We start from the raw sequence: 21451 nt of genomic DNA on the forward strand, positions 1-21451 counted from the left end.
CATTTTTAAAACCACAATAATACTAAAATATTTGTAAGTTTTAGGTTAAATAAATCCTAAAGATTGAGGATAAATTTTATCATCTAATAATTTATATAAACCTTAATTTTATTATAATTAGGAATATTATCATTAAAAAAATAGGCAATAAAAAAGGGAGAAGCAAAATGCTCCTCCCTTCTTTTATATTGTATTTGTATTTATTATAATAAAGAGTTAATTTTATCAGTGAATGCTTGCTTAGAAGAAGCTCCAACCATTTGATCAACAACTTCACCATTTTTCATAAATAAAATAGTTGGGATAGATCTAATTCCATATTTTACTGCTAAATCTTGCTCTTCATCTGTATTTACTTTACAAATGTTTGCTTTTCCTTCGAAATCAGCAGCTAGTTCCTCAATAACTGGAGCAATCATTCTACAAGGTCCACACCAAGGAGCCCAGAAATCTACCATAGATACGCCTTCTTTTGTAACTTCTTCAAAGTTTGCTGGAGTTAATTCAACATATTTTCCCATTTTATTTCCTTATTATTAATTTTGATTTTCGTCATTTTTATTTAATATACTTATATATAATTAAACTAAATCATTATAACTTGTAAAAACTTAAATTTAGTTTTACATTATTACTAATCAATCCTAAATAATTATTTCGTTAAAATAAGTCAATTTAATTTAATATGGATAAATTTATGGATATCAGAAAAGAATATTTAGAGTTTTTTAAAAGTAAAGGGCACGATATTATATCATCAATGCCATTAGTTCCAGAAGATCCTACATTGATGTTTACAAATGCAGGAATGGTTCAATTTAAAGATATATTTACAGGTGCAATCCCAAAACCTGCAAATCCAACTGCAACTTCTTGTCAGCTTTGTATTAGAGCTGGTGGAAAACATAATGACTTAGAGAATGTTGGTTATACAGCAAGACATCATACTTTGTTTGAAATGTTAGGAAATTTTTCATTTGGTGATTATTTCAAAGATGATGCAATTGCTTATGCATGGGAATTCATAACTGTTAATTTAGCTTTACCTATTGAAAAATTATGGGTAACTGTTCATGATAGTGATGACGAGGCATTTAATATTTGGACAAAATATATTGATCCAAGTAGAATTATTAGATTTGGTGACAAAGATAATTTCTGGGCAATGGGTGATACAGGTGCTTGTGGTCCTTGTAGTGAAATTTTCTATGACCAAGGTGAAGAACACTTTAATAGCCCTGAAGATAAAATGGGTGGAGATGGAGATAGATTTTTAGAAATCTGGAATTTAGTATTTATGCAATACGAAAGAACAGCTGATGGAAAACTAAATCCACTACCAAAACCATCAATTGATACAGGAATGGGACTTGAAAGAGTTATTGCAATAAAAGAAGGTGTATTAAATAACTTTGATTCATCTAATTTCAAACCAATTATTGAAAAAATTGAAGAATTAGCTGGTAAAAAAGCGATTAAAGAAAATATTGGTTCATACAGAGTAATTGCAGATCACTTAAGAGCAACTTCATTTATGCTTTCTCAAGGTATTTTATTTGGAAATGAAGGAAGACCTTATGTTCTAAGAAGAATTCTTAGACGAGCTGTTAGACATGGTTATTTATTAGGATTTAGAAAACCATTCATGGGAAAACTTCTTGATACTTTAATAGCTATTTTAGGTGGACATTACACTGAATTAGTAGAAAATAAAAACTTCATAAAAGAGCAATTAACATTAGAAGAAGATAGATTCTTTAAAACTATCGAATTAGGTATGTCATTATTTAATGAAGAATTAGCAAATACAAAAGAAGTTTTCTCAGGAGAAATTGCTTTTAAATTATACGATACTTATGGTTTCCCTTTAGATTTAACAGAAGATATGTTAAGAGATAAAGAATTAAAAGTTGATATAGCAAAATTTGATGAATTAATGAATGCTCAAAAAGCAATGGCAAAAGCTGCTTGGAAAGGTAGTGGAGACACGGCAAATGAAGGTGATTTCAAGCAATTAATTGAGAAATATGGAATTAATGAATTTGTAGGTTATGATAATATCACTTATAAGTCAAAAATTCTTGCATTATTAGATAAAAACTTTAAAGAAGTTAAAACATTAGACGCAGGTTCTAGTGGATGGGTAATGTTGGATAAAACTCCATTTTACGCTACAAGTGGTGGACAAAATGGTGATATTGGAGCATTAGAAGATAATAAGCATATTGCAATTATTGAAGATACATCAAAATTTCATGGATTAAATCTATCAAAAGTAAAAATTGAGCACTCAAATATAAATCAAGGTGAATCAGTTGACGCAGTTGTTGTAAATAGATATGAAGTTGCAAAACATCACAGTGTTACTCACCTTTTACAAAGTGCATTAAAAATGGTTTTGGGTGAAACTGTATCTCAAGCTGGATCTTTAAATGATGCATCAAGATTAAGATTTGACTTTACATATCCAAAAGCTATGACAAATGAACAAATCGATGAAGTTGAAGATTTAGTTAACTCTATGATTGCAAGAGGAATTGCAGGAAATGTTGAAGAACTACCAATTGAACAAGCAAAAGGTAAAGGTGCTATTGCTATGTTCGGTGAAAAATATGGTGATATGGTAAGAGTTGTAAGCTTCTCTGATGTTTCTGTTGAATTTTGTGGTGGAACTCATGTAAAAAACACTGCTGATATTGGAAGTTTTTATATTGTAAAAGAATCAGGTGTAAGTGCAGGTGTTAGAAGAATTGAAGCTGTTTGTGGAGCTGCTGCTATTGCATATACTAAAGATATTATAAATTCAATGAATGAAATAAAATCTGAAATAAAAAATAATGATGTAATCACAGGTATCAAAAAATTAAAAGATCAAATCAAAGATCTTAAAAAAGAATTAGAAACTGCACAAAGTCAAACAAGTGCACCAATTAATGAAGAAGTAATTGGCGATACAAAAGTTGTAGTAGCTATTGTTGAAAATGGTGATTTAAAGAAAATTGTTGATGATATGAAAAATGCAAATGAAAAACTAGCTATTTTATTATTACAAGCAAAAGATGACAAAGTATTAATCGTTGCAGGAAGTAAAAACACAAAAATAAAAGCTGGTGATTGGATTAAAAATATTGCTCCAATTGTTGGTGGTGGTGGAGGAGGAAGACCTGACTTCGCACAAGCTGGTGGAAAAGATGTAACAAAAGTTGAAGATGCAAAAATTGCAGCTTTAGCGTATGCTAAAGAAAACTTATAGGAAATAATTTTGACTGAATTATTTAATAGTTTTTCATCTTTAATAGTTTTTTTACATGTTATTTCTGCTGTAATTTGGGTAGGAGGAATGATAGCAATTAGATTTGCTGTACATTACTCTATTCAAGAGATTGAAGAGCCTAAAATAAAACTAGGAAGAACCTTAGAAAATTTACGAAGATTTTTTAATATGGTTATTCCTGCTATCTTGGTTCTTCTAATTACTGCTATTATAATGATAATAGCTCTTGGATTTAAAGGTACTGAACTTTATAATATAGTAATTATAAAAGAAGCTATATGGTCTATAATGACTGTAATCTTTATAACTATATATATAAAGAGAAATAAAGCACAAAAAGCTTTTAACAATGGTGATTTTGCAAATGCAAAAAACAATTTACTTCCAATTGCAACTTATTTTATACCTGCAAATATAATCTTAGGATTAATTGCAATCTTTTTAGGAATAACTCTTAGAGGATTTTAATAAAGATTTATTTTAAATAAATCTTTATTTAAGATATTAAATTCTAACTTGACATAATTGTTATTTTTTCTTATCATAATAAATATACTTTAATATTAGGACTTAAAACTATGTATTTTAGAATTTTACTTACATTTATTTTTTCAATTATCATTTTTACAGGTTGTTCTCAAAAATATGAAGATCAAAATATTGATTATAGAAATAACAACACTCAAAATACTCTTCAACAGAGATATTTAAATATGCTAAAAAACAATAACTATGTTTTGAATAAAAAATATGTAGATTTTAATAAAGCTCAACAAACAGATTTAAATAGCGCATTAATAGAATTTTATAAAGATTGGTCTGGTGTAAAATATGAATATGGTGGTAATTCTAAAAGTGGCATAGATTGCTCTTCATTTATACAAAAAGCTTATGAAGATAACTTTAGTATAGTTTTACCTCGTACAACAGATTCTCAAGCTAATGCAGGAATGCAAATAGATAAATCACAACTTGAAATGGGTGATTTAGTTTTTTTTAAAACTAGTTCAAGTTCAAATCACGTGGGAATTTATTTAGAAAATGGTAAATTTATGCATGCTTCAACAAGTATTGGTGTTACAATTTCTTATTTAGATAATGTTTATTTTGACAAATATTATTGGAAAGCACAAAGAATAATTTATTAAACAAAAGAATGAAGATTTAAATTAAATCTTCATTTTTTACTTATCATACATAGTTTCTCTTTCTCTTGAGAAATATGAATTTATAAAATTCATATTAACTAAGCTTTTTGAATAATCACTTTTAAATCTTAATTTATCTATATATCTATTAGTGTATGTTTTATCAAATTTTGTTCTTAATAATGAATAATATTTTCCTTCATAATCCAAAATAAATAAATCTTCATATGTTGAGTATTTATATATTAAATCCACATAATATTTATCATCTATTATATATGTAGTAAATTCATAATTTTCATAATCTACTCTTTCAACAACTTTCATAGATTTTAGTTTTAAAGTTGATTTTAATAAATATTCAAAATCACCCCTTTGAAAACTATTCCATGAACATGAACTATCTAAATAAATATATTCACTAAATAATCTACCAAATTCTTTATCATTTATATTAGATATATATGAAGAAATTGCACAAGAATCTGAGGTATTTTTTTTTATAATTCCATTAAATTTTTCAATATTATTATCAAAATGATTAATTGAATTACAGCCATAAATTAATAGGCTTAATATAAAAATGACAAAAAAATTTCTCATAATAAATCCTTTTAAACAAAAAAATATTATACTCCTAATACAATTAAGACTTGACATATTTTTTATTTTCTACTAATATAAGAAAAAAATTGTGTCTTTGAGGAGCTAATGTTCGTATGAATTTTAAAAATTTACTAATAATATCTATGTGTATTTACCTGTTTACCGGGTGTTCATATAAAAATATAGAAGATGCTATAGATATATCAGATAACAATTCAAATTCTACTTTTAGAAGTGCTTCATTAGAAAATACAATAAATCAGAAAGATTTAAAGTATAATAAATACAAAACAAACCCAACAACTCAAGCTGAAAATGAAACTTTTGAAAATTACGATTATTCAAGTTTTATAGAACCCAAGCACAATTTAAATAGTGACTTATATGATTTCTATGCTAAATGGGAAGGTGTAAGATATAAATTAGGAGGAGAGTCAATGACTGGCATTGATTGTTCTGCTTTTATTCAAAAAGCCTTTGAAGAGAAACTTGCTTTAGAAATGCCTAGAACTACTTTGTTACAAGCGAAAGTTGGTAAAGAAGTAAGCAAGGATGAATTAGAAGTTGGTGATTTAGTTTTTTTCAAAACTGGAAAAACTAAACATGTAGGAATTTACATGGAAAATGGTAAATTTATGCATGCATCAACAAGTAACGGTGTAACTATTTCTGACTTAGACAATTCTTACTTCGCTAAGAATTACTGGAAAGCCAAAAGAATATTAAATTAATTAACTCAAGGAGTAATAATGACCAAGAAAACCTTTCTACTTTTACCTGTAGTTTTACTATTTACAGCATGTAGTAATAAAGATGTTCAAGTGAACTCTAATGAAATTAAAACAAATGAAATAACTCTTACATATAATGAATACAAAAGCTTATATGAGTCAAAGAATCAAAAAGTAAAAAACAAACCTATTGCTAAATATGAACCTATCATTACACCTGATGAGTACAAAAAACTTATATTAACAGAAGATAAAGAAGAAACTACTACTGCTACTTCTTCAAATAATATTGAAGCACCAGTTAAAAAACAAGCTTTTACAGATTTTTATAATGAATGGAAAAATGTAAAATATAAAATGGGTGGAGAATCAAAGAGCGGCATAGATTGCTCTGCTTTTACACAAAAAATATATAAAGATAAATTTGGAATAGAGTTATCAAGAACTACAAGAACTCAAGTTAATGAAGGGGTAGAAGTAGCAAAATCAGACTTACAGCCTGGAGATTTAGTTTTCTTTAAAACAGGAAAAACAGATAGACATGTTGGTGTTTATGTTGGAAATGGTAAATTCTTACACTCTTCAATAAAAGGTGTTAAATATACAAGTCTTGATAAACCTTTTTATAAAAAGAACTACTGGACTTCTAGAAGAATTATTGAATAATTCTTCTTTCTAAATATTAAGAGACTTTTTTAAGTCTCCATTTTTAAACTTTATTCCAAGCAAATTAAACTTCACAATCCCTTAAATTAAAACATCAAAATTAAATCACATAATATAAGAAAAATTGATTGATTTATATAAAAAATAGAATATAGAAAGAGATTTATAATAAATAAGGTAACGCAAATAATTTATAACTTAGGAAGCAGAAAGGATACAAATGAAATACGCTAAGCCTTATTTGAATTAATTCTACAAAAGATATATGATAATTGTATGATTTTATTACATCAATAAATATTTTGATAATAAAAATAGACAAAATGTACAAACTAAGTACATTTTTATTGCATAAAAAATATTTAAGATAAGAATCTCTTTTGCATCATAATTATATCTAGCCACTATAGTAAGATTTAATCCAGAAAAAGGCGAAGTTGAAACTGTCGTTGACCAAGCCATTAAAAATGTAATTGCTAATAAAGTATGATTAACTCCACCTAAAAAATCTCCAATGATTGCAATTGTAATAATTGGATGAATTCCTACAAATCCTAATATTATAAATACTCCTAGTAATATGGAAGCTATAAACCAATCAAAAATTTCAAAAGGAAGTTTAAGATTTAATCCTAAAAGAATAGAGCCTACCAGAATACCGAACATACCTGCAACTAAAAATAAAGATAATTCTGTTTTCATTTTTGGCAATTCTTCTAAAATATGGTTTTTTAATTTTATTTTAGATTTTAAATAACTATATTTAAGTGGTATTACAAAAATAGTTAATAGAAATGAAAATAGCGATATTAAAATTATAACTTTTATATTTGGGAAGAATGTATGTGTAAGTAAAACAAAAAAAGCTAGAAGTATAGGTAAATAAATTGTATCAAAAGAAATTGGATAACCTCTAAATTCAGCTAAATTAAACTTTTTATTCTTTTTTACTTCAATATATGTAATTATAAATCCAATTAATGCTAAAACAATTCCATTTAAAACTATTATTAGTGTATTTAATTTTGGTGCATAAGTAATCGCAGCTGCAAAAGCTACAAAAAAAGGAGACCAATAAGCATCACTTGCAAATGCTCTTGTGAGTAAAACAATCTGAGTATTACTTAAGGATGCTTTTTTATACATTTTATCTGCAACTAATATAAGTGATGATAGATTAATTACTGAACCAAAAAGATGTACACCTAAATATGTTTTTAAAAATGAACTTTCACCCTGTGGTAATTCTTTTATTTTTGCTATTTTAGGAGTGGCTATTAATCTTAAAAAACCAACTGCAATTAAAAGCGTTATTAAGTATTGATTTACAGTAAAAACCTTATAGAAGTCAATTTTATAACCATTTATAATACAAATTGCAAATGATAAAAAACTTAAAGCAAAAAGTGTGTAAAGAAACTTCTTATTTTTTAAACTTGAAAATAATAATATAAAAGCAATCCAAGCAAATAAACCAGATACTATTAATAAATTTTTTTGGAAAAAATATGAATATATACTAAGAATAAATGATAAAAAGATTAATATCCCTGCAAAATTTGATCTATTCAATTTAAATTACCTCTTTTAAAAAACATTGTTAAATATATTCCAATTGCAATTAAAATAATTCCAATTATATGATAAAATTCTAATACTTCATCTAAAAAAATATAAGCTAAGAAAGCACCAAAAATTGGCATTAGATGAGCAGATTGACCAGCTTTATTTGCCCCTAATTCAATAGTTGCCATATTCCAAAAATAAAAAGATAGTATTGAAGGGAAGATTACTATATAAATAAGTGAATATAATACATCTTTATTTGATAAAAAGCTAAATCCTACTTTATAACCTTGTAATACAAACGCAATATACAGAATAATAACACCAATAATAGTAGTAATAGTTAAAAAATCAAATGAACTCAACTCTTTTGGTTTAAATTTTAATAACACTGAATAAATAGCCCAATCAAGTGCAGCTGCTATTATCCACAAATCACCAGGAGTGAAATGTAATTCTAAAATATGATTTATATCACCTTTTAATATAAGATACAAAACTCCCAATGTGGAAAGAACAACTCCTAATATTTGTATTTTAGTAATTGCAATTCTAAAGATAACACTTGTTATAAGTATTATAAAAATTGGGGTACTTGAGTTAATTAAAAGTGCATTTGTTGCTGTTGTTGTTTGTAAACCATAATATAAAAATGTATTAAATCCAGCAATTCCAAATGCTCCAAAAACAACTAAAAGCAAGGAGTCTTTTTTAAATCCAATAATTAAATTTTTATAGTTCATAAATATATAGGGTAATAATAATACTAAAACAAAAAACCACCTATAAAATGATAATTGCATGGGTTCAATACTATTTGAGATATATCTTCCAGATATAAAATTACCTGACCAAAATAAAACCGCTAAAACTAAGAATATATAATATTTCATTTAATTAATTTCTTTTATAATTTATTGTATTTTTTTAAAAAGTTATTATATACAAATTGAGTATAATCTAAATAAAAAAGGCTTAAATTGATTAGATTAGGTTCAAATTCTCCAACTCGTGCACTAATTCTTAGAAATTTTGAAATTGATTTTATTCAAAATGGTGGCGAATTTGATGAAGACTCAATTCAAACTACAAATCCAAAATCTTTTTGTTATGATGCTACAAAAGGTAAGTTTGATGAGTTATATAAAAAATATGGAATTGAAGATATGCCTTTATTAGTAGCTGATTCAGTTGTAACTTGTGATGGTAAACTCTTAAGAAAAGCAAAAAACTTAGACGATGCAAGAAATATGCTAGAACTTCAAAGTGGAAATAAAACTTCTGTAATTACTTGTATGATTTATAAATCAAAAGAAAAAGAACTTATTGATATTTCTATTACAACATATGAATTTTTACCCTTTAGTAAAAAGCATATGCAAGAGTATTTAAATTCAGGTGAATGTTTTGGAAAAGCAGGTGCTATTATGGTTGAAGGATTTTGTAAACCTTATATAAAAAATGTTAAAGGCTATGAAAGTACGGCTATGGGTTTATGCGTTGAAAAATTAAGTTTTTTTCTTTAAATATATTTTCAAATTAAGATTATGGGAAAAATCCCATAATCTTTTAGTTAGATTCAGGTTTTGCAGTATCTATTGTTGATTCTGGAAGTTGAGGATAAGAAATAGCTGGTTTATCACCTTTTAATGTTTTTAAGAACGTCAAGATTTTACTAGCTTCATCATCAGAAATTTTTATTCCTAATTGAACAGATCCCATCTCTTTTATTGCATCTGTTAGAGCCCAAATTTGTCCATTATGGAAGTATGGTGCTGTTTCTGTGATATTTCTAAGAGTTGGAGTTTTTACCATACCTTGAGCATCACCTTTAAAGTCACCTACAGCAGTAAATTTATATTTAGCAGCTAATTCAAATGGTTGCATTGTTCCACCTAAAGCAATACCAGTATGACAAGAAGCACATCCTTTATCAATAAAAGTATTTAATCCTTCTTTTTCTTCTTTAGATAATGCATTATCATCACCATTTAAGAATTTATCATATTTAGATGGAGTTACTAAAGTTTTTTCAAAAGTTGCAATAGTATCTGTAATTTTTGCAAAATCAACTTTCACATCTTTTCCATATGCAACTTGGAATTCATTTACATACTCAGGAATTGAGTTTATTCTTTGCTCAACTAGTGATGGAGGTGCTGCCATTTCCGGACCTGCTTGAACTGGACCTTGAGCTTGATCAGCTAAGTGAGGACTTCTACCATCCCAGAATTGTGCTTTAAAGAACACAGAGTTATAAACAGTTGGAGAGTTTAGGTGATGAGGATTTGCTGTCCAACCATGACCAATAGCAGCAGGAATACCATCTGCACCACCTAATCCTAAATTATGACAAGTATTACAAGAGATAATTCCACTTTTAGAAATCCTTGGATCAAAGTATAGTTTTTTTCCAAGTTCTACTTTTTCTTTTGTAATTGGATCTTTTTTATCATCAATTAACTTCATTAATTCAACTTCACTTGAAGGAATAGCTTGTAAACCATTTGTTTTAGCTTTTTCAATCAAAGATGTATTAGCAAATAAAGAACTTGCACCTAAAACACAAACCGCTAAAGAAACTACTAATTTCATATTAAACTCCTTAAATTATAATTTTAAGTTTAGGATAATAATTATTAATTGAATATTAAATTTATAGTTTTTTATGATTTTTTTTATAAATTTTACTTATAATAGTAGATAAAAAATGTCCTATTTAAAGGGATTTATTGGAATTTAATAGGATATTTTTTGTCTTGTTTTGTATAAGTTTTATGAAAGATTAGTTTAAAAGATTTTTGATTATTGTAATCATTCCTTGATGAAGGTTATAAATAGACATGGGAAAATCTAAACTATCTTCATCAATTATATTTACTTTATTTGAAGATAAATAGCTTCCTAATTTTTCTAGATCTATCTCTTTATATTTAACATCAAGATAATCAGTTCTAAGTAATTTATGTTTTTCATTGCTTTCTTGAAGAATAAAAGCAAGTGTTTTTAAGCAAACTAAATCACTCCATCTAAAAAATATTTCACTATTTAGTTCTTCTACTATTTGACCTTCTGGATTAAATAGTAAGTTTTGTTCTTTTAAAGGCATTAAAACTGAAAGAATAGCTTCAGTAAAAGGAATAATTTTTTCTTTCCAGAAATCAGGTTCTTCACTTTTGTCTAATTTATCTTTTAATACTTCTAAAATATCTTCTATAGAAGAATTTTGAAGCATTTTTGTGAAATTATCATTCATTATTTTACCTTTGTTACAAGTTGTTCTGCTAATAATCCTAAGTTTTTCTCAACAATTTTAGTATCACCATGTTCTATAAAACTATCATCATATTCAAAGCTTGTAACTTTTATATTTTGTATATTTTCATCATTTAGAACTTCTAAAATTGCACTTGCAACTCCACCTTGTTTTTGTGAATCTGAAAATACATACCAATCATCATATTTTTTTGAAAGCTCAAGTAAAATATCTTTATCAATTGGTTTTATAAATCTTAAATCTAAAATAGCTATATCATCATTATGTAATGCTTCTGTATCAATAGCTCTACTAACTCCTGCTCCATATCCAATAAATAGTTTTTTTGAACTACCCTCTTTTAGAAGCTCTGCTTTACCCAAAGTAAATGGTGTTGAAGTAAATTCTAACTCTTTAAAAGCACCTCTTGGATATCTAATAGCACATGGAGAACTTAGACCATATGCGAATTCTAAGCCCTGTTCTAATGTTTTATTATCACGAGGTGCAAATAAAATCATATTAGGGATAAATCTTAAAAAAGAAATATCAAATACACCTTGATGAGTTTCTCCATCATTTCCTACTATTCCTGCTCTATCCATTGCAAAAACAACTGGAAGATTCATAATACAAACATCATGTATTATTTGATCGAAACCTCTTTGAAGAAAAGTTGAATATATAGTAATAAATGGTTTAAATCCTTCTTTTGCCATTGCTGCCATTGAAGTAATAGCATGTTGTTCAGCAATTGCAACATCCCAAAATCTTTCAGGAAATTTATCCATAAGTTTATTTATCCCTGTACCACTTGGCATCGCAGCTGTTACTCCAACTACATTGTCATATTTACAGGCTAATGCTGATAAGGCATCTGCAAAAACAGCAGTTGCTGCTTTTGGAGCTTCTTTTTTTACAAATGCTCCATCTTCTACATTAAAAGGACCTACTCCATGCCAGTGTTCATGTTGACCTTCAGCTACTTTATAACCTTTTCCTTTTACTGTTCTTGCATGAACAATAACTGGTTTTCCCATAGCTTTTGCAATTTCTAATGTTTCAATAATTTCTTGTATATCATGTCCATCAATTGGACCAATATAATCAATTCCCATCTCTTCAAACAAAATCCCAGGAGTGATAAGCTTTAGAGCTTCTTCCATTCTTTTTGCTATATAAGTTGTTCCCTCGGGCATATTATTTTTGATAAATTTATCAACTTTTCCTTTAAACCCTTGATAATATTTACCAGCAAGAAGTTTTGATAAATATTTTGAAATAGCACCAATTGGTTTTGCAATCGACATTTCATTATCATTCAAAATAATTACAACTGGAAATTTCAAGTCACCCAATTCATTTAATGCTTCATAAACCATACCAGCTGTCATAGAACCATCACCAATCATAACGATTGGAACTCTTTTTTCTTTTTTTAATTTTATAGCTTTTGCAGCACCTACAGCTAAAGAAATAGAGGTTGAGCTATGTCCTGCTACAAAATAATCAGCATCACTCTCATTTGGCTTAGTAAAACCACTTAAACCATCAAATTGTCTTATAGTTTCAAACTCTTCCCAACGTCCTGTTAATAATTTATGGGGATAACACTGATGAGATACATCAAAAATAAAAGGATCACTATATGCATCAAATACATAATGCATACCAAGAGTTAATTCAACAGCTCCAAGTGTAGATGAAAAATGCCCACCCTTCCTTGATACCACATCAATAATTCTATCTCTTATTTCTTGTGATAGTGCTTCTAACTCTTTTAATGATTTGTCTTTTATTTCCATTTCTTCAATACTTTATTTTAAATTTTCTAATACTTTGTCTAACTGTTCAAATACTTTTGTATTTTGTTCATTTCTTCCTATTGTAATTCTAATTGCATTTTGACCATAACCTGTTAAGTCTCTTACTATTACACCTATTTCAAGTAGTTTTTGAGCAACTTCTTTTGAAACAAACTTGTCACCAAATTTAATAGTGATAAAATTTGTATATGAAGGAATATATTCAAAACCTTTTGCTTTTGCATACTCTTCATATCTTGTCATCTCTTCAAAATTTTTAGCAATACACTCATTTACAAACTCTTCATCTTTTAGAGCTTCAATAGCAGCTGCAAGTGTTAGAGTTGTAATATTAAATGGAGCTCTTAATTTATAAAGTGTTTTTATAATAGAAGCTTCACCAATACCATAACCAACTCTCATTCCACCAAGGGCATAAGCTTTTGAAAAAGTTCCTAAATAAATAGCATTTGGAAATTTAGCAATTAAATCTTTTGCGATAATTCTTTTTTTCTCATCTTTAAAAGCTGCATACTCTTGATAAGCTCCATCAACTACAACTAAAGTATTTGAATCAATTGTTTCTAAAAAAGAATAGACATCATCTTTATCTAAACACTCTCCTAATGGATTATTTGGCAAACATAAAAATATTACATCTGCTCCATGCTCTTTATAAAGTTTTGAAAACTGCTCAAGATTATGTTGATCATCAGCAGTTTTTATGATTGTTGCACCTGTTTGTTTTCCATAAATCTCATACATTGCAAATGTAGTTTTTGCCATTAAGATTTTTGAATCTTTCTCACATTTTGCATGCACACAAAATTCTAATATTTGGTCACTTCCTGAACCAATAATCACATTTGAGCTTTCAACTTCGAATTTATTTGCCAAGGCTTCTTTTAATTCATACATTGAATCATCAGGATAAACAAACATATTTTTAGCTAATTCTTGAATTTTTGAAGTAACTTTAGGACTTGTTCCATAAGGATTTTCATTCGAAGCTAATTTTATAACATCTTCAGGTTTAACACCATACTCTCTTACAACAAGTTCAATTGGTTTCCCAGCTTCATAAGTTGTAACATTTTCTAATACTTTATTAAATTTCATCTATATTTCCTAAATTAATTAATTTTTAAATATCATTTATCTCTTTAACATATGATCCTAATACTTTAACACTATTTGTGTATTTTTGTAGGATATTTTTAACATTTTCATCGTCTTTATGTCCATCAAAATCTATAAAGAAAATTGAATTTCCCTCGACAATATGTGATTTTATTTTTGTTAAATTTATTCCAGCATTGTTAAAATCTGTTAAAAATTCAACTAATACACCTTGTCTATCAGGTAATTTTACTAAAATTGATGTTTTATCATTTCCACTTTGAGCATTTTCAAAATCACTTATAATAAAAAATCTTGTTTTATTGTTATCTTTATCTTCAATATTTTCAAATAAAATTGGAAGATTGTGTATTTTTGCTCCAACATGGGCGCAAATTGCTGCAGTTCCTGGTTCTCGTGCTGCTAATTTAGCTGCTTTTGTTGTTGATTCAACAGGAATTTGTTCAACTTCATCAAGTCCCATATTTGTCAAAAATTTTCTACACTGATCAAAGGCAATATCTTTTGAATATATTCTTTTTATGTCTTGTATTTTATCACAAGTACTAGCTAATGTATGATGAATATCTAATACAACTTCTGCAATTATTTTTAAATTATATTCACTTAAACATGTAATTGTATCTGTAACTATTCCATTTGATGAATTTTCAATTGGAATTACACCAAATTTTACTTTTTTAGTACTAACTTCTCTAAATACACCTTTTATTGAACTAATTGAAATATATGAACTCATAGCTCCAAATCGACCTTCAGCTGCTTGATGAGTAAAACTTCCCTCAGGTCCTAAATATGCAATATTTTCAGGCAACTCAATATTTCTAGAAATTGCAAATATCTCTAAAAATAATGCTTCAATAGCACTTCTATTTAATAATCCATTTTTTTCATTATTAATTTTTTCAAGTCTATCAATTATTGCTTTTTCTCTTTCAGGTCTATAAATTGCTCCACCACTTTTTGCTTTTAAAGCTCCAACTTGATGTACAATATGCATTCGTTCATTTATTAGTTCTAAAAGTTTATTATCAATATTATCAAGCTTATTTCTTAAGTCTAATAATCCCTCTTCACTCATATAAAGCCTTTTTAATCAATTTATTTAATAAACTCTTCTTCTAATGCAATTAAATCTTCAAAAGTTTCTCTTTTTCTAATTAATCTATCATTCCCATTTTCAATAGCAATTTCAGCAACTCGGCCTCTTGTGTTGTAATTACTAGCCATCGTAAATCCATAAGCACCTGCACTATAAATAGCGACTAAATCATTGTGTTCTGTTTTTGGTAATTGTACATTTTTAGCAAAAAAATCTCCACTTTCACAAATAGGACCAACTAAATTGCAGTCTGAAAAATCTTTATTATCGTTTAAAACTTCAATCCTATGATATGCATTATATAAAGATGGTCTAATTAAATCATTCATAGCACCATCAACAATAACAAATCTTTTATTTCCATTTACTTTTTCATATAAAACTTTTGTTACAAATGTTCCAGAATTACCTACCATAAACCTACCTGGTTCACAAATAATTGTAATATCTAAACCAAACATATTTTCTAAAACTGATTGAGCATACTCTTTTGTATCAATTAGTTTTTCATCATCATAAACAATACCTAAACCACCACCAATATCCACAAATGATAATTCAATTTTAATTGCTTTTAGGTTTCTAACTAAATCTGTAACAATTTTTATAGACTCTTTTATTGGATCAAGCTGTGTTAACTGAGAACCAATATGACAATGCATTCCAACAGGCTCTAAATTAGGCGAATTTTTACATTGAATATACATTCTTTTAGCTGTATCAATATCAACACCAAACTTATTTTCATGAAGACCAGTTGAAATATAAGGATGAGTTTTAGGATCAATATTTGGATTTACTCTAATAGAAATTCTAGCAACTTTTCCAAGCTCAGCAGCAATTGTTTCTACCCTATTTAACTCAGCATCACTTTCAACATTTATCATTAAAATATCAAGTTCTAAAGCCTCTTTAATCTCAGAATCAATTTTCCCAACACCAGAAAAAATAATCTTATAAGGAGCAATACCAACTTTTAAAGCTCTTTTAACCTCACCAATACTAACACAATCAGCACCAGCACCTAAATTTGCAAGATGTTTAATAACAGACAAATTTGAGTTTGCTTTTACAGCATAAGCAATAAGCGATTTTCTAGCTTTAAAAGCCCCTTTTAATTCTTCATATTGACCCGTTATATAATCAAAATCATACACATAATAAGGTGTTTGATATTTTTGCGCTAATTCTTTAAAATTTATACCCATATTCTATAATTATCCTATTCTTAAAATCTTAATTTAAAATTTCATTAAATTCAAAAGTAAAATTTTGTTTTAAAATACTCACACCCAAAAAATAGCTATAAAGTGTGAGATTTTGAGTGGAATTCAAGGCGACAAGTAAATTTAAAATAGGAGCTTACTAAAGTAAGTGAGTATTTAAAATTGACTTGTCAACGCAGAAATACGCCAAAAGCTTACGCTTTATAGCTATTTTTCACCGTTCCAAGCTATTGTTGGTCTTCCTTCATCATCGAATTTCACTGCTGGCATACCCATAATATTATATCCACAATCCACATAATGAATTTCACCTGTAACTGCAGAACTTAAATCAGAAAGTAAATACATTCCAGAGTTTCCAACTTCTTCAATTGATACGTTTTTCTTTAGTGGAGAGTGAGCTTCATTCCATTTAAGCATAAATCTAAAATCACCAATACCTGCTGCTGCTAAAGTTTTAATAGGACCTGCACTTATAGCATTTACTCTAATTCCATCTTTTCCTAAATCTTCAGCTAAATATTTTGTAGTCATTTCTAAAGCTGCTTTTGCAATACCCATTAAATTATAATTTGGGATATATTTTGCTCCACCATAATATGTTAGAGTTAATACAGATGAGTTATCACTTAATAATGGTTTCAATTCTCTTACTACTTCAATTAAAGAGTAAACAGAAACATCCATAGCGATATCAAAAGCTTGTTTTGAGATATCATAGAATCTACCTGATAATCCTTCTTTTGGTGCAAATGCAATTGAATGAACTATAAAGTCAATTTTTCCCATATCTTTTTCAATAGATTCTTTTAAAGCTTTGATTTCATCAGGATTTGATACATCACAAGGATATACAAAATCTGCACTTCCAAACTCTGCAGCAATTGGTTCAACTCTTTTCTTTAAAGAATCATTTAAATAAGTAAATGCAATTTGAGCACCTTGGTCAGCACAAGCTTTTGCAATTCCATAAGCAATAGACTTATTGTTTGCAACTCCTAAAATTACACCTTTTTTACCCTTCATAAACATCTTATAAATCCTTTGTATTTTCTAATATTTGTATAAAATCTTCTGTTTTCCAAGAAGCTGTTCCAATTAATGCACCATCTACATTTGGTATTTGGCAAATTTCTCTTACATTTTCTACTTTTACACTTCCACCATATAAAAGTGGTTTTGAAATTTTTTCTTTTATTGCACTATGTATAATTTTTATATCATCATTAGTTGCACTTACGCCTGTACCAATTGCCCATACAGGCTCATATGCTAGAATTAAATTTTCATATTTTGTATCAATTTCATTAAATTGTTCATAAATATACTCTAATGTTTGCTCAAGTCCTCTATTTTTAACTTCTAAAGGCTCTCCTATACAATAAATTATTTTATACCCTAACTCTTTATAAAATTCATATTTTTTAGCAATCTTATTTTGCGTTTCACCTAAAATATGTCTTCTTTCACTATGACCTATTAAAATTGTTTTAATTCCAAACTCATCAAGTTGAGAAGTTCCTATTTCTCCTGTAAACGATCCTGCAACAATAGGGTATGCATTTTGAGCACCTATAGAAAAATTTGGAACAGTATTAAAAGAATCAAGAGAAGTAGTTGTTGGGAAAACATAAACTTCACTTGAAATATTATTTTCTTTCATATAATCATTAACTTCATTTACAAATAATGCTGTTGATTTTCTTGTATGATTTGTTTTGAAATTACTTGCAATTATCATATTAATTATCTTCCTCTATAACAAGAGCTTTAACACCAGGTAAAATTTTTCCTTCGATTAACTCTAAAGAAGCTCCACCACCTGTAGATATAAATGTCATTTCATCTTCATCACCTGTAACTCTTACAAGGTCAGCGGTATCCCCTCCTCCAACTACTGTTGTAGCAAATGAAGATGCAACTGCATGGGAAATTTTAGTACTTCCTTTTGCAAATTTATCCATTTCATAAACACCCATTGGACCATTCCATAAAATAGTATTTGCATCTTGTAATGCTTCTGAAAATAATAAAGCACTAGCAGGTCCAATATCTAAGCCCATCCAATCTTTTGGTATTTCTTGAACAGTTACAATTTTTGCAATTGCTTCTGCGTTAAATGCTTCTGCGGCAACAACATCAACAGGTAAGTACAATTTAACACCCAAAGTTTTTGCTTCTTCCATTATCTTTATTGCTTCTGGAATTAAATTTTCTTCTACTAAAGAGTTACCAATTTCATGTCCTAAAGCTTTTAGGAATGTAAATGCCATTCCTCCACCAATAATGATTTTATCAACTTTTGGTACAAGATTATATAAGGCTTCAAGTTTTCCTGAAACTTTTGAACCTCCAACAATAGATACAAAAGGTCTTTTTGGGTTATGAACAATATGATGGAAAAATTTAATCTCTTTTGCCATTAAGAATCCAGCTGCTTTATGCTCCATATCAAAATATTTTGCAATTCCTTCAACTGATGAATGAGCTCTATGAGAAACCCCAAAAGCATCATTGATATAAACATCTGCCATTGAAGCAAGTTTTGAACTTAATTCTTCATCATTTTTAGTTTCACCTAATTCAAATCTCATATTTTCTAATAATAAAATTTCACCAGCTTTTAACTCTTTTGCCATTTTCATTGTTTCATCACAAATAATACTTGGTGCCATTTTAATTTCTTGCTTTAAAAGAGTATGTAATCTTTTTGCAATTGGTTGTAATGAAAATTCTTCTTCAAATCCACCTTTTGGTCTTCCAAAATGTGATGCTAGAATAACTGGACAATCATGATCCATACAATATCTAATAGTATTTAATGCACTTCTAATTCTTCTATCATCAGTGATATTATTATACTCATCCATCGGTACATTAAAATCACATCTAATGAAAACTTTTTTCCCTGCTATATCAATATTTTTAATTTCTTGTAATTTCAAAATGCTTCCTTAATTAAAATTATTTAGTTGCTACGTGAATACCCATTTCTACAAGTCTTGTAGAGTATCCCCATTCATTGTCATACCATGATAATATTTTTACCATATTTCCACCAATTACTTGAATAGTATCTACAGGAACTACTGTTGATAATGTTTCACCATTAAAATCAGAACTTACTCTATACTCTTCATCAACACCTAAAATACCTTTTAGTTTCCCAGTACTTGCATTTTTGAATTCTGCAATTACTTCAGCAGCAGTTACAGATTTATTTAAAGTAACTGTTAAATCAACTAAAGATACATTTGGAGTTGGTACTCTAATTGCTTGACCATTTAATTTTCCATTTAAGTGAGGCATTACTTTTCCAATAGCTTTTGCAGCCCCTGTACTTGATGGAGTTAAATTAGTAGCTCCTGCTCTTCCTTTTCTTGGATCTTTTTTGTCTTTACCATCTAGGATTGGTTGAGAACTTGTATATGAGTGAATTGTAGTCATTAAACCTTTTTCAATTCCAAATGCATCATCAAGTACACGTGCAACTGGTGCTAAACCATTTGTTGTACAAGAAGCATTCGATACAATTGGTTCACCTGCATATGTCTCTTCATTTGCTCCAAGTACAAAAGTAGGAGTATCATCATTTGCAGGAGCGCTCATAACTACTTTTTTTACACCGTTATCAATATATGCCTGAACTGATTCTTTTGTTAAAAAAGCACCTGTACATTCTAAAACAACATCTGCACCATAAGATGCGAAATCAAGTTTAGCTGGTTCTCTTTCGTTTAATAATTTAGCTTTATCGTTACCAATATAAATATATCCACCCTCAACTTTTATATCTTGTCTTGGACCATGAACAGTGTCATATTTTAGATTATATTGAATCATTTCTTCACTACCACTAGCGTTTACTGCAACTAATTCAACATCATTTCTACTTGCAACAATTCTTGCAACACATCTTCCAATTCTACCCAAACCGTTTATTGCAACTTTAACAGCCATATTTTCCCTTTATGTAAATCTAAGTGTAGATATTTTATCGAAAAATTGCTATAATAATATTTAAGTATATTACAAAGGTTTTAAATAGGTGCGAATTGCAATATTTGGTGGAAGTTTTGACCCATTACATTTGGCACATGTTGCTATTGTACAAAATGCATTGAATCAACTAGATATTGATAAATTGATTGTCGTTCCTACTTATCTAAACCCTTTCAAAAGTAGCTTTTATTTAGATCCACAAACTAGATTTGAATTATTAAAAAAAGTTTTTATAAAATTTGAAAAAGTTGAAGTTTCAAATTATGAAATAAATCAACTGACACCAAGTTATTCTATTAATACTGTAAATTATTTAAAGAATTTATATAATCCATCAAAGATTTATTTAATCATTGGTGAAGATAATATAAAAAATTTAGAAAAATGGTATAAATATGAAGAATTAAAAGAACTTGTAGAATTTGTAGTTGCTTCTAGAGCTGGATTTGAGTCAAAAAAAGCTAATGAGTTTAAGTGTTTGGATATAAATATTGATATTAGTTCAACGCAACTAAGAGAAAAAATCAATTTAGATTATATTCCAAGAGAAATTAAAGATGATATATTAAATCTTAACAAAAAAAGGTAAAAGTTTTTGAATACTAGATTAGAAAACATAAGAAAAATTTTAGATGACAAAAAAGCGGAAAATATAGAAATAATTGATTTAACATCAAAAGACTATATAGTTGATTATGTTGTAATTGCTACAACACTAAATCCAAAACATGGATATGCATTATTAAACTACTTAAGAACAGATTTAAAACCTACAGGTGAAGAGTTTTTAAGAGTTGATGAAGATGATGAATGGACTATAATTGATTTAGGTGATATGTTTATTCACCTAATGAGTGAGAATTATAGAAAAAAATATTCTTTAGAAGATTTTCTATCTAAATTAGGGACAAAAGAAGAAGAATAAAAAA

Annotated in this window: 22 protein-coding genes; 8 read left to right on the top strand and 14 right to left on the bottom strand. The window is 27.9% G+C overall.

What is annotated here, in order from left to right:
* Positions 1–203 precede the first annotated feature (203 nt).
* Positions 204–521 (bottom strand): thioredoxin, encoded by a 318-nt coding sequence (gene trxA, locus ABVS04_RS02555; RefSeq protein WP_172127835.1) that lies wholly within the window; start codon positions 519–521, stop codon positions 204–206.
* 176 nt (positions 522–697) lie between these two features.
* Between trxA and alaS the strand changes: the two genes are divergently transcribed.
* The 3 genes from alaS to ABVS04_RS02570 all read left to right on the top strand — a co-directional run bounded on the left by alaS (position 698) and on the right by ABVS04_RS02570 (position 4422).
* Positions 698–3253 (top strand): alanine--tRNA ligase, encoded by a 2556-nt coding sequence (gene alaS, locus ABVS04_RS02560; RefSeq protein ID WP_368029097.1) that lies wholly within the window; start codon positions 698–700, stop codon positions 3251–3253.
* A gap of 9 nt (positions 3254–3262) precedes the next feature.
* Complete coding sequence (locus ABVS04_RS02565) at positions 3263–3742, top strand: hypothetical protein (RefSeq protein WP_368029098.1); 480 nt, start codon at positions 3263–3265, stop codon at positions 3740–3742.
* Positions 3743–3852: 110 nt separating this feature from the next.
* The gene (locus tag ABVS04_RS02570; RefSeq protein ID WP_368029099.1) at positions 3853–4422 is read left to right on the top strand and encodes an NlpC/P60 family protein; all 570 of its coding nucleotides are present in this window, start codon (positions 3853–3855) and stop codon (positions 4420–4422) included.
* Between the two features lie 36 nt (positions 4423–4458).
* Here the strand turns inward: ABVS04_RS02570 and ABVS04_RS02575 are convergent, their stop codons facing one another.
* Positions 4459–5025, bottom strand: coding sequence for a hypothetical protein (locus ABVS04_RS02575; protein WP_368029100.1), 567 nt, complete (start codon positions 5023–5025; stop codon positions 4459–4461).
* Positions 5026–5141: 116 nt separating this feature from the next.
* Here ABVS04_RS02575 and ABVS04_RS02580 point away from each other — a divergent pair, with 116 nt between their 5' ends.
* Entirely contained in the window at positions 5142–5759 is a 618-nt protein-coding gene (locus ABVS04_RS02580; RefSeq protein ID WP_368029101.1) for an NlpC/P60 family protein, read from the top strand.
* An 18-nt stretch (positions 5760–5777) separates the two neighbouring features.
* Positions 5778–6425, top strand: coding sequence for an NlpC/P60 family protein (locus ABVS04_RS02585; RefSeq protein WP_368029102.1), 648 nt, complete (start codon positions 5778–5780; stop codon positions 6423–6425).
* 285 nt (positions 6426–6710) lie between these two features.
* Here the strand turns inward: ABVS04_RS02585 and ABVS04_RS02590 are convergent, their stop codons facing one another.
* Both ABVS04_RS02590 and ABVS04_RS02595 read right to left on the bottom strand, forming a co-directional pair.
* Positions 6711–7997 carry a tellurium resistance protein TerC gene (locus ABVS04_RS02590; RefSeq protein ID WP_368029103.1) on the bottom strand — a complete coding sequence of 429 codons (1287 nt, stop codon included), beginning with the start codon at positions 7995–7997 and terminating at the stop codon, positions 6711–6713.
* Positions 7994–8884 (bottom strand): DMT family transporter, encoded by an 891-nt coding sequence (locus ABVS04_RS02595; RefSeq protein WP_368029104.1) that lies wholly within the window; start codon positions 8882–8884, stop codon positions 7994–7996. Before ABVS04_RS02595 ends, ABVS04_RS02590 begins: the two co-directional genes overlap by 4 nt.
* A gap of 87 nt (positions 8885–8971) precedes the next feature.
* Here ABVS04_RS02595 and maf point away from each other — a divergent pair, with 87 nt between their 5' ends.
* Entirely contained in the window at positions 8972–9517 is a 546-nt protein-coding gene (maf, locus tag ABVS04_RS02600) for a septum formation inhibitor Maf (protein WP_368029105.1), read from the top strand.
* Positions 9518–9560: 43 nt separating this feature from the next.
* Here the strand turns inward: maf and ABVS04_RS02605 are convergent, their stop codons facing one another.
* From ABVS04_RS02605 to gap, 10 genes are all read right to left on the bottom strand, one after another.
* Positions 9561–10586, bottom strand: coding sequence for a cytochrome-c peroxidase (locus ABVS04_RS02605; protein WP_368029106.1), 1026 nt, complete (start codon positions 10584–10586; stop codon positions 9561–9563).
* 190 nt (positions 10587–10776) lie between these two features.
* On the bottom strand, positions 10777–11247 hold the full coding sequence (locus tag ABVS04_RS02610) for a hypothetical protein (RefSeq protein ID WP_368029107.1): 471 nt from the start codon (positions 11245–11247) through the stop codon (positions 10777–10779).
* Positions 11247–13052, bottom strand: coding sequence for a 1-deoxy-D-xylulose-5-phosphate synthase (gene dxs, locus ABVS04_RS02615; RefSeq protein ID WP_368029108.1), 1806 nt, complete (start codon positions 13050–13052; stop codon positions 11247–11249). The genes ABVS04_RS02610 and dxs overlap by 1 nt, the downstream gene beginning before the upstream one ends.
* Positions 13053–13064: 12 nt before the next feature.
* Positions 13065–14171 carry a histidinol-phosphate transaminase gene (gene hisC / locus ABVS04_RS02620; protein WP_368029109.1) on the bottom strand — a complete coding sequence of 369 codons (1107 nt, stop codon included), beginning with the start codon at positions 14169–14171 and terminating at the stop codon, positions 13065–13067.
* A gap of 25 nt (positions 14172–14196) precedes the next feature.
* Positions 14197–15273, bottom strand: a complete 1077-nt coding sequence (gene pheA / locus ABVS04_RS02625; RefSeq protein WP_368029110.1) for a chorismate mutase — start codon at positions 15271–15273, stop codon at positions 14197–14199.
* A 20-nt stretch (positions 15274–15293) separates the two neighbouring features.
* Positions 15294–16502 (bottom strand): diaminopimelate decarboxylase, encoded by a 1209-nt coding sequence (gene lysA / locus ABVS04_RS02630; protein WP_368029111.1) that lies wholly within the window; start codon positions 16500–16502, stop codon positions 15294–15296.
* A 225-nt stretch (positions 16503–16727) separates the two neighbouring features.
* A complete protein-coding gene (fabI, locus tag ABVS04_RS02635) occupies positions 16728–17552 on the bottom strand; it encodes an enoyl-ACP reductase FabI (RefSeq protein WP_368029112.1) in 825 nt (274 codons plus the stop codon).
* Position 17553: 1 nt separating this feature from the next.
* The gene (locus ABVS04_RS02640) at positions 17554–18261 is read right to left on the bottom strand and encodes a triose-phosphate isomerase (protein ID WP_368029113.1); all 708 of its coding nucleotides are present in this window, start codon (positions 18259–18261) and stop codon (positions 17554–17556) included.
* A gap of 1 nt (position 18262) precedes the next feature.
* Positions 18263–19465 (bottom strand): phosphoglycerate kinase, encoded by a 1203-nt coding sequence (gene pgk / locus ABVS04_RS02645; protein WP_368029114.1) that lies wholly within the window; start codon positions 19463–19465, stop codon positions 18263–18265.
* A gap of 19 nt (positions 19466–19484) precedes the next feature.
* Complete coding sequence (gene gap, locus ABVS04_RS02650; RefSeq protein ID WP_368029115.1) at positions 19485–20480, bottom strand: type I glyceraldehyde-3-phosphate dehydrogenase; 996 nt, start codon at positions 20478–20480, stop codon at positions 19485–19487.
* 88 nt (positions 20481–20568) lie between these two features.
* On the opposite strand from gap, the gene nadD reads away from it, so the two are divergent.
* Complete coding sequence (gene nadD / locus ABVS04_RS02655) at positions 20569–21111, top strand: nicotinate (nicotinamide) nucleotide adenylyltransferase (protein WP_368029116.1); 543 nt, start codon at positions 20569–20571, stop codon at positions 21109–21111.
* 6 nt (positions 21112–21117) lie between these two features.
* Positions 21118–21447 (top strand): ribosome silencing factor, encoded by a 330-nt coding sequence (gene rsfS / locus ABVS04_RS02660; RefSeq protein WP_368029117.1) that lies wholly within the window; start codon positions 21118–21120, stop codon positions 21445–21447.
* Positions 21448–21451 lie beyond the last annotated feature (4 nt).

The sequence above is a fragment of the Arcobacter sp. s6 genome (genome assembly GCF_040884245.1).
Taxonomy (GTDB): domain Bacteria; phylum Campylobacterota; class Campylobacteria; order Campylobacterales; family Arcobacteraceae; genus Aliarcobacter.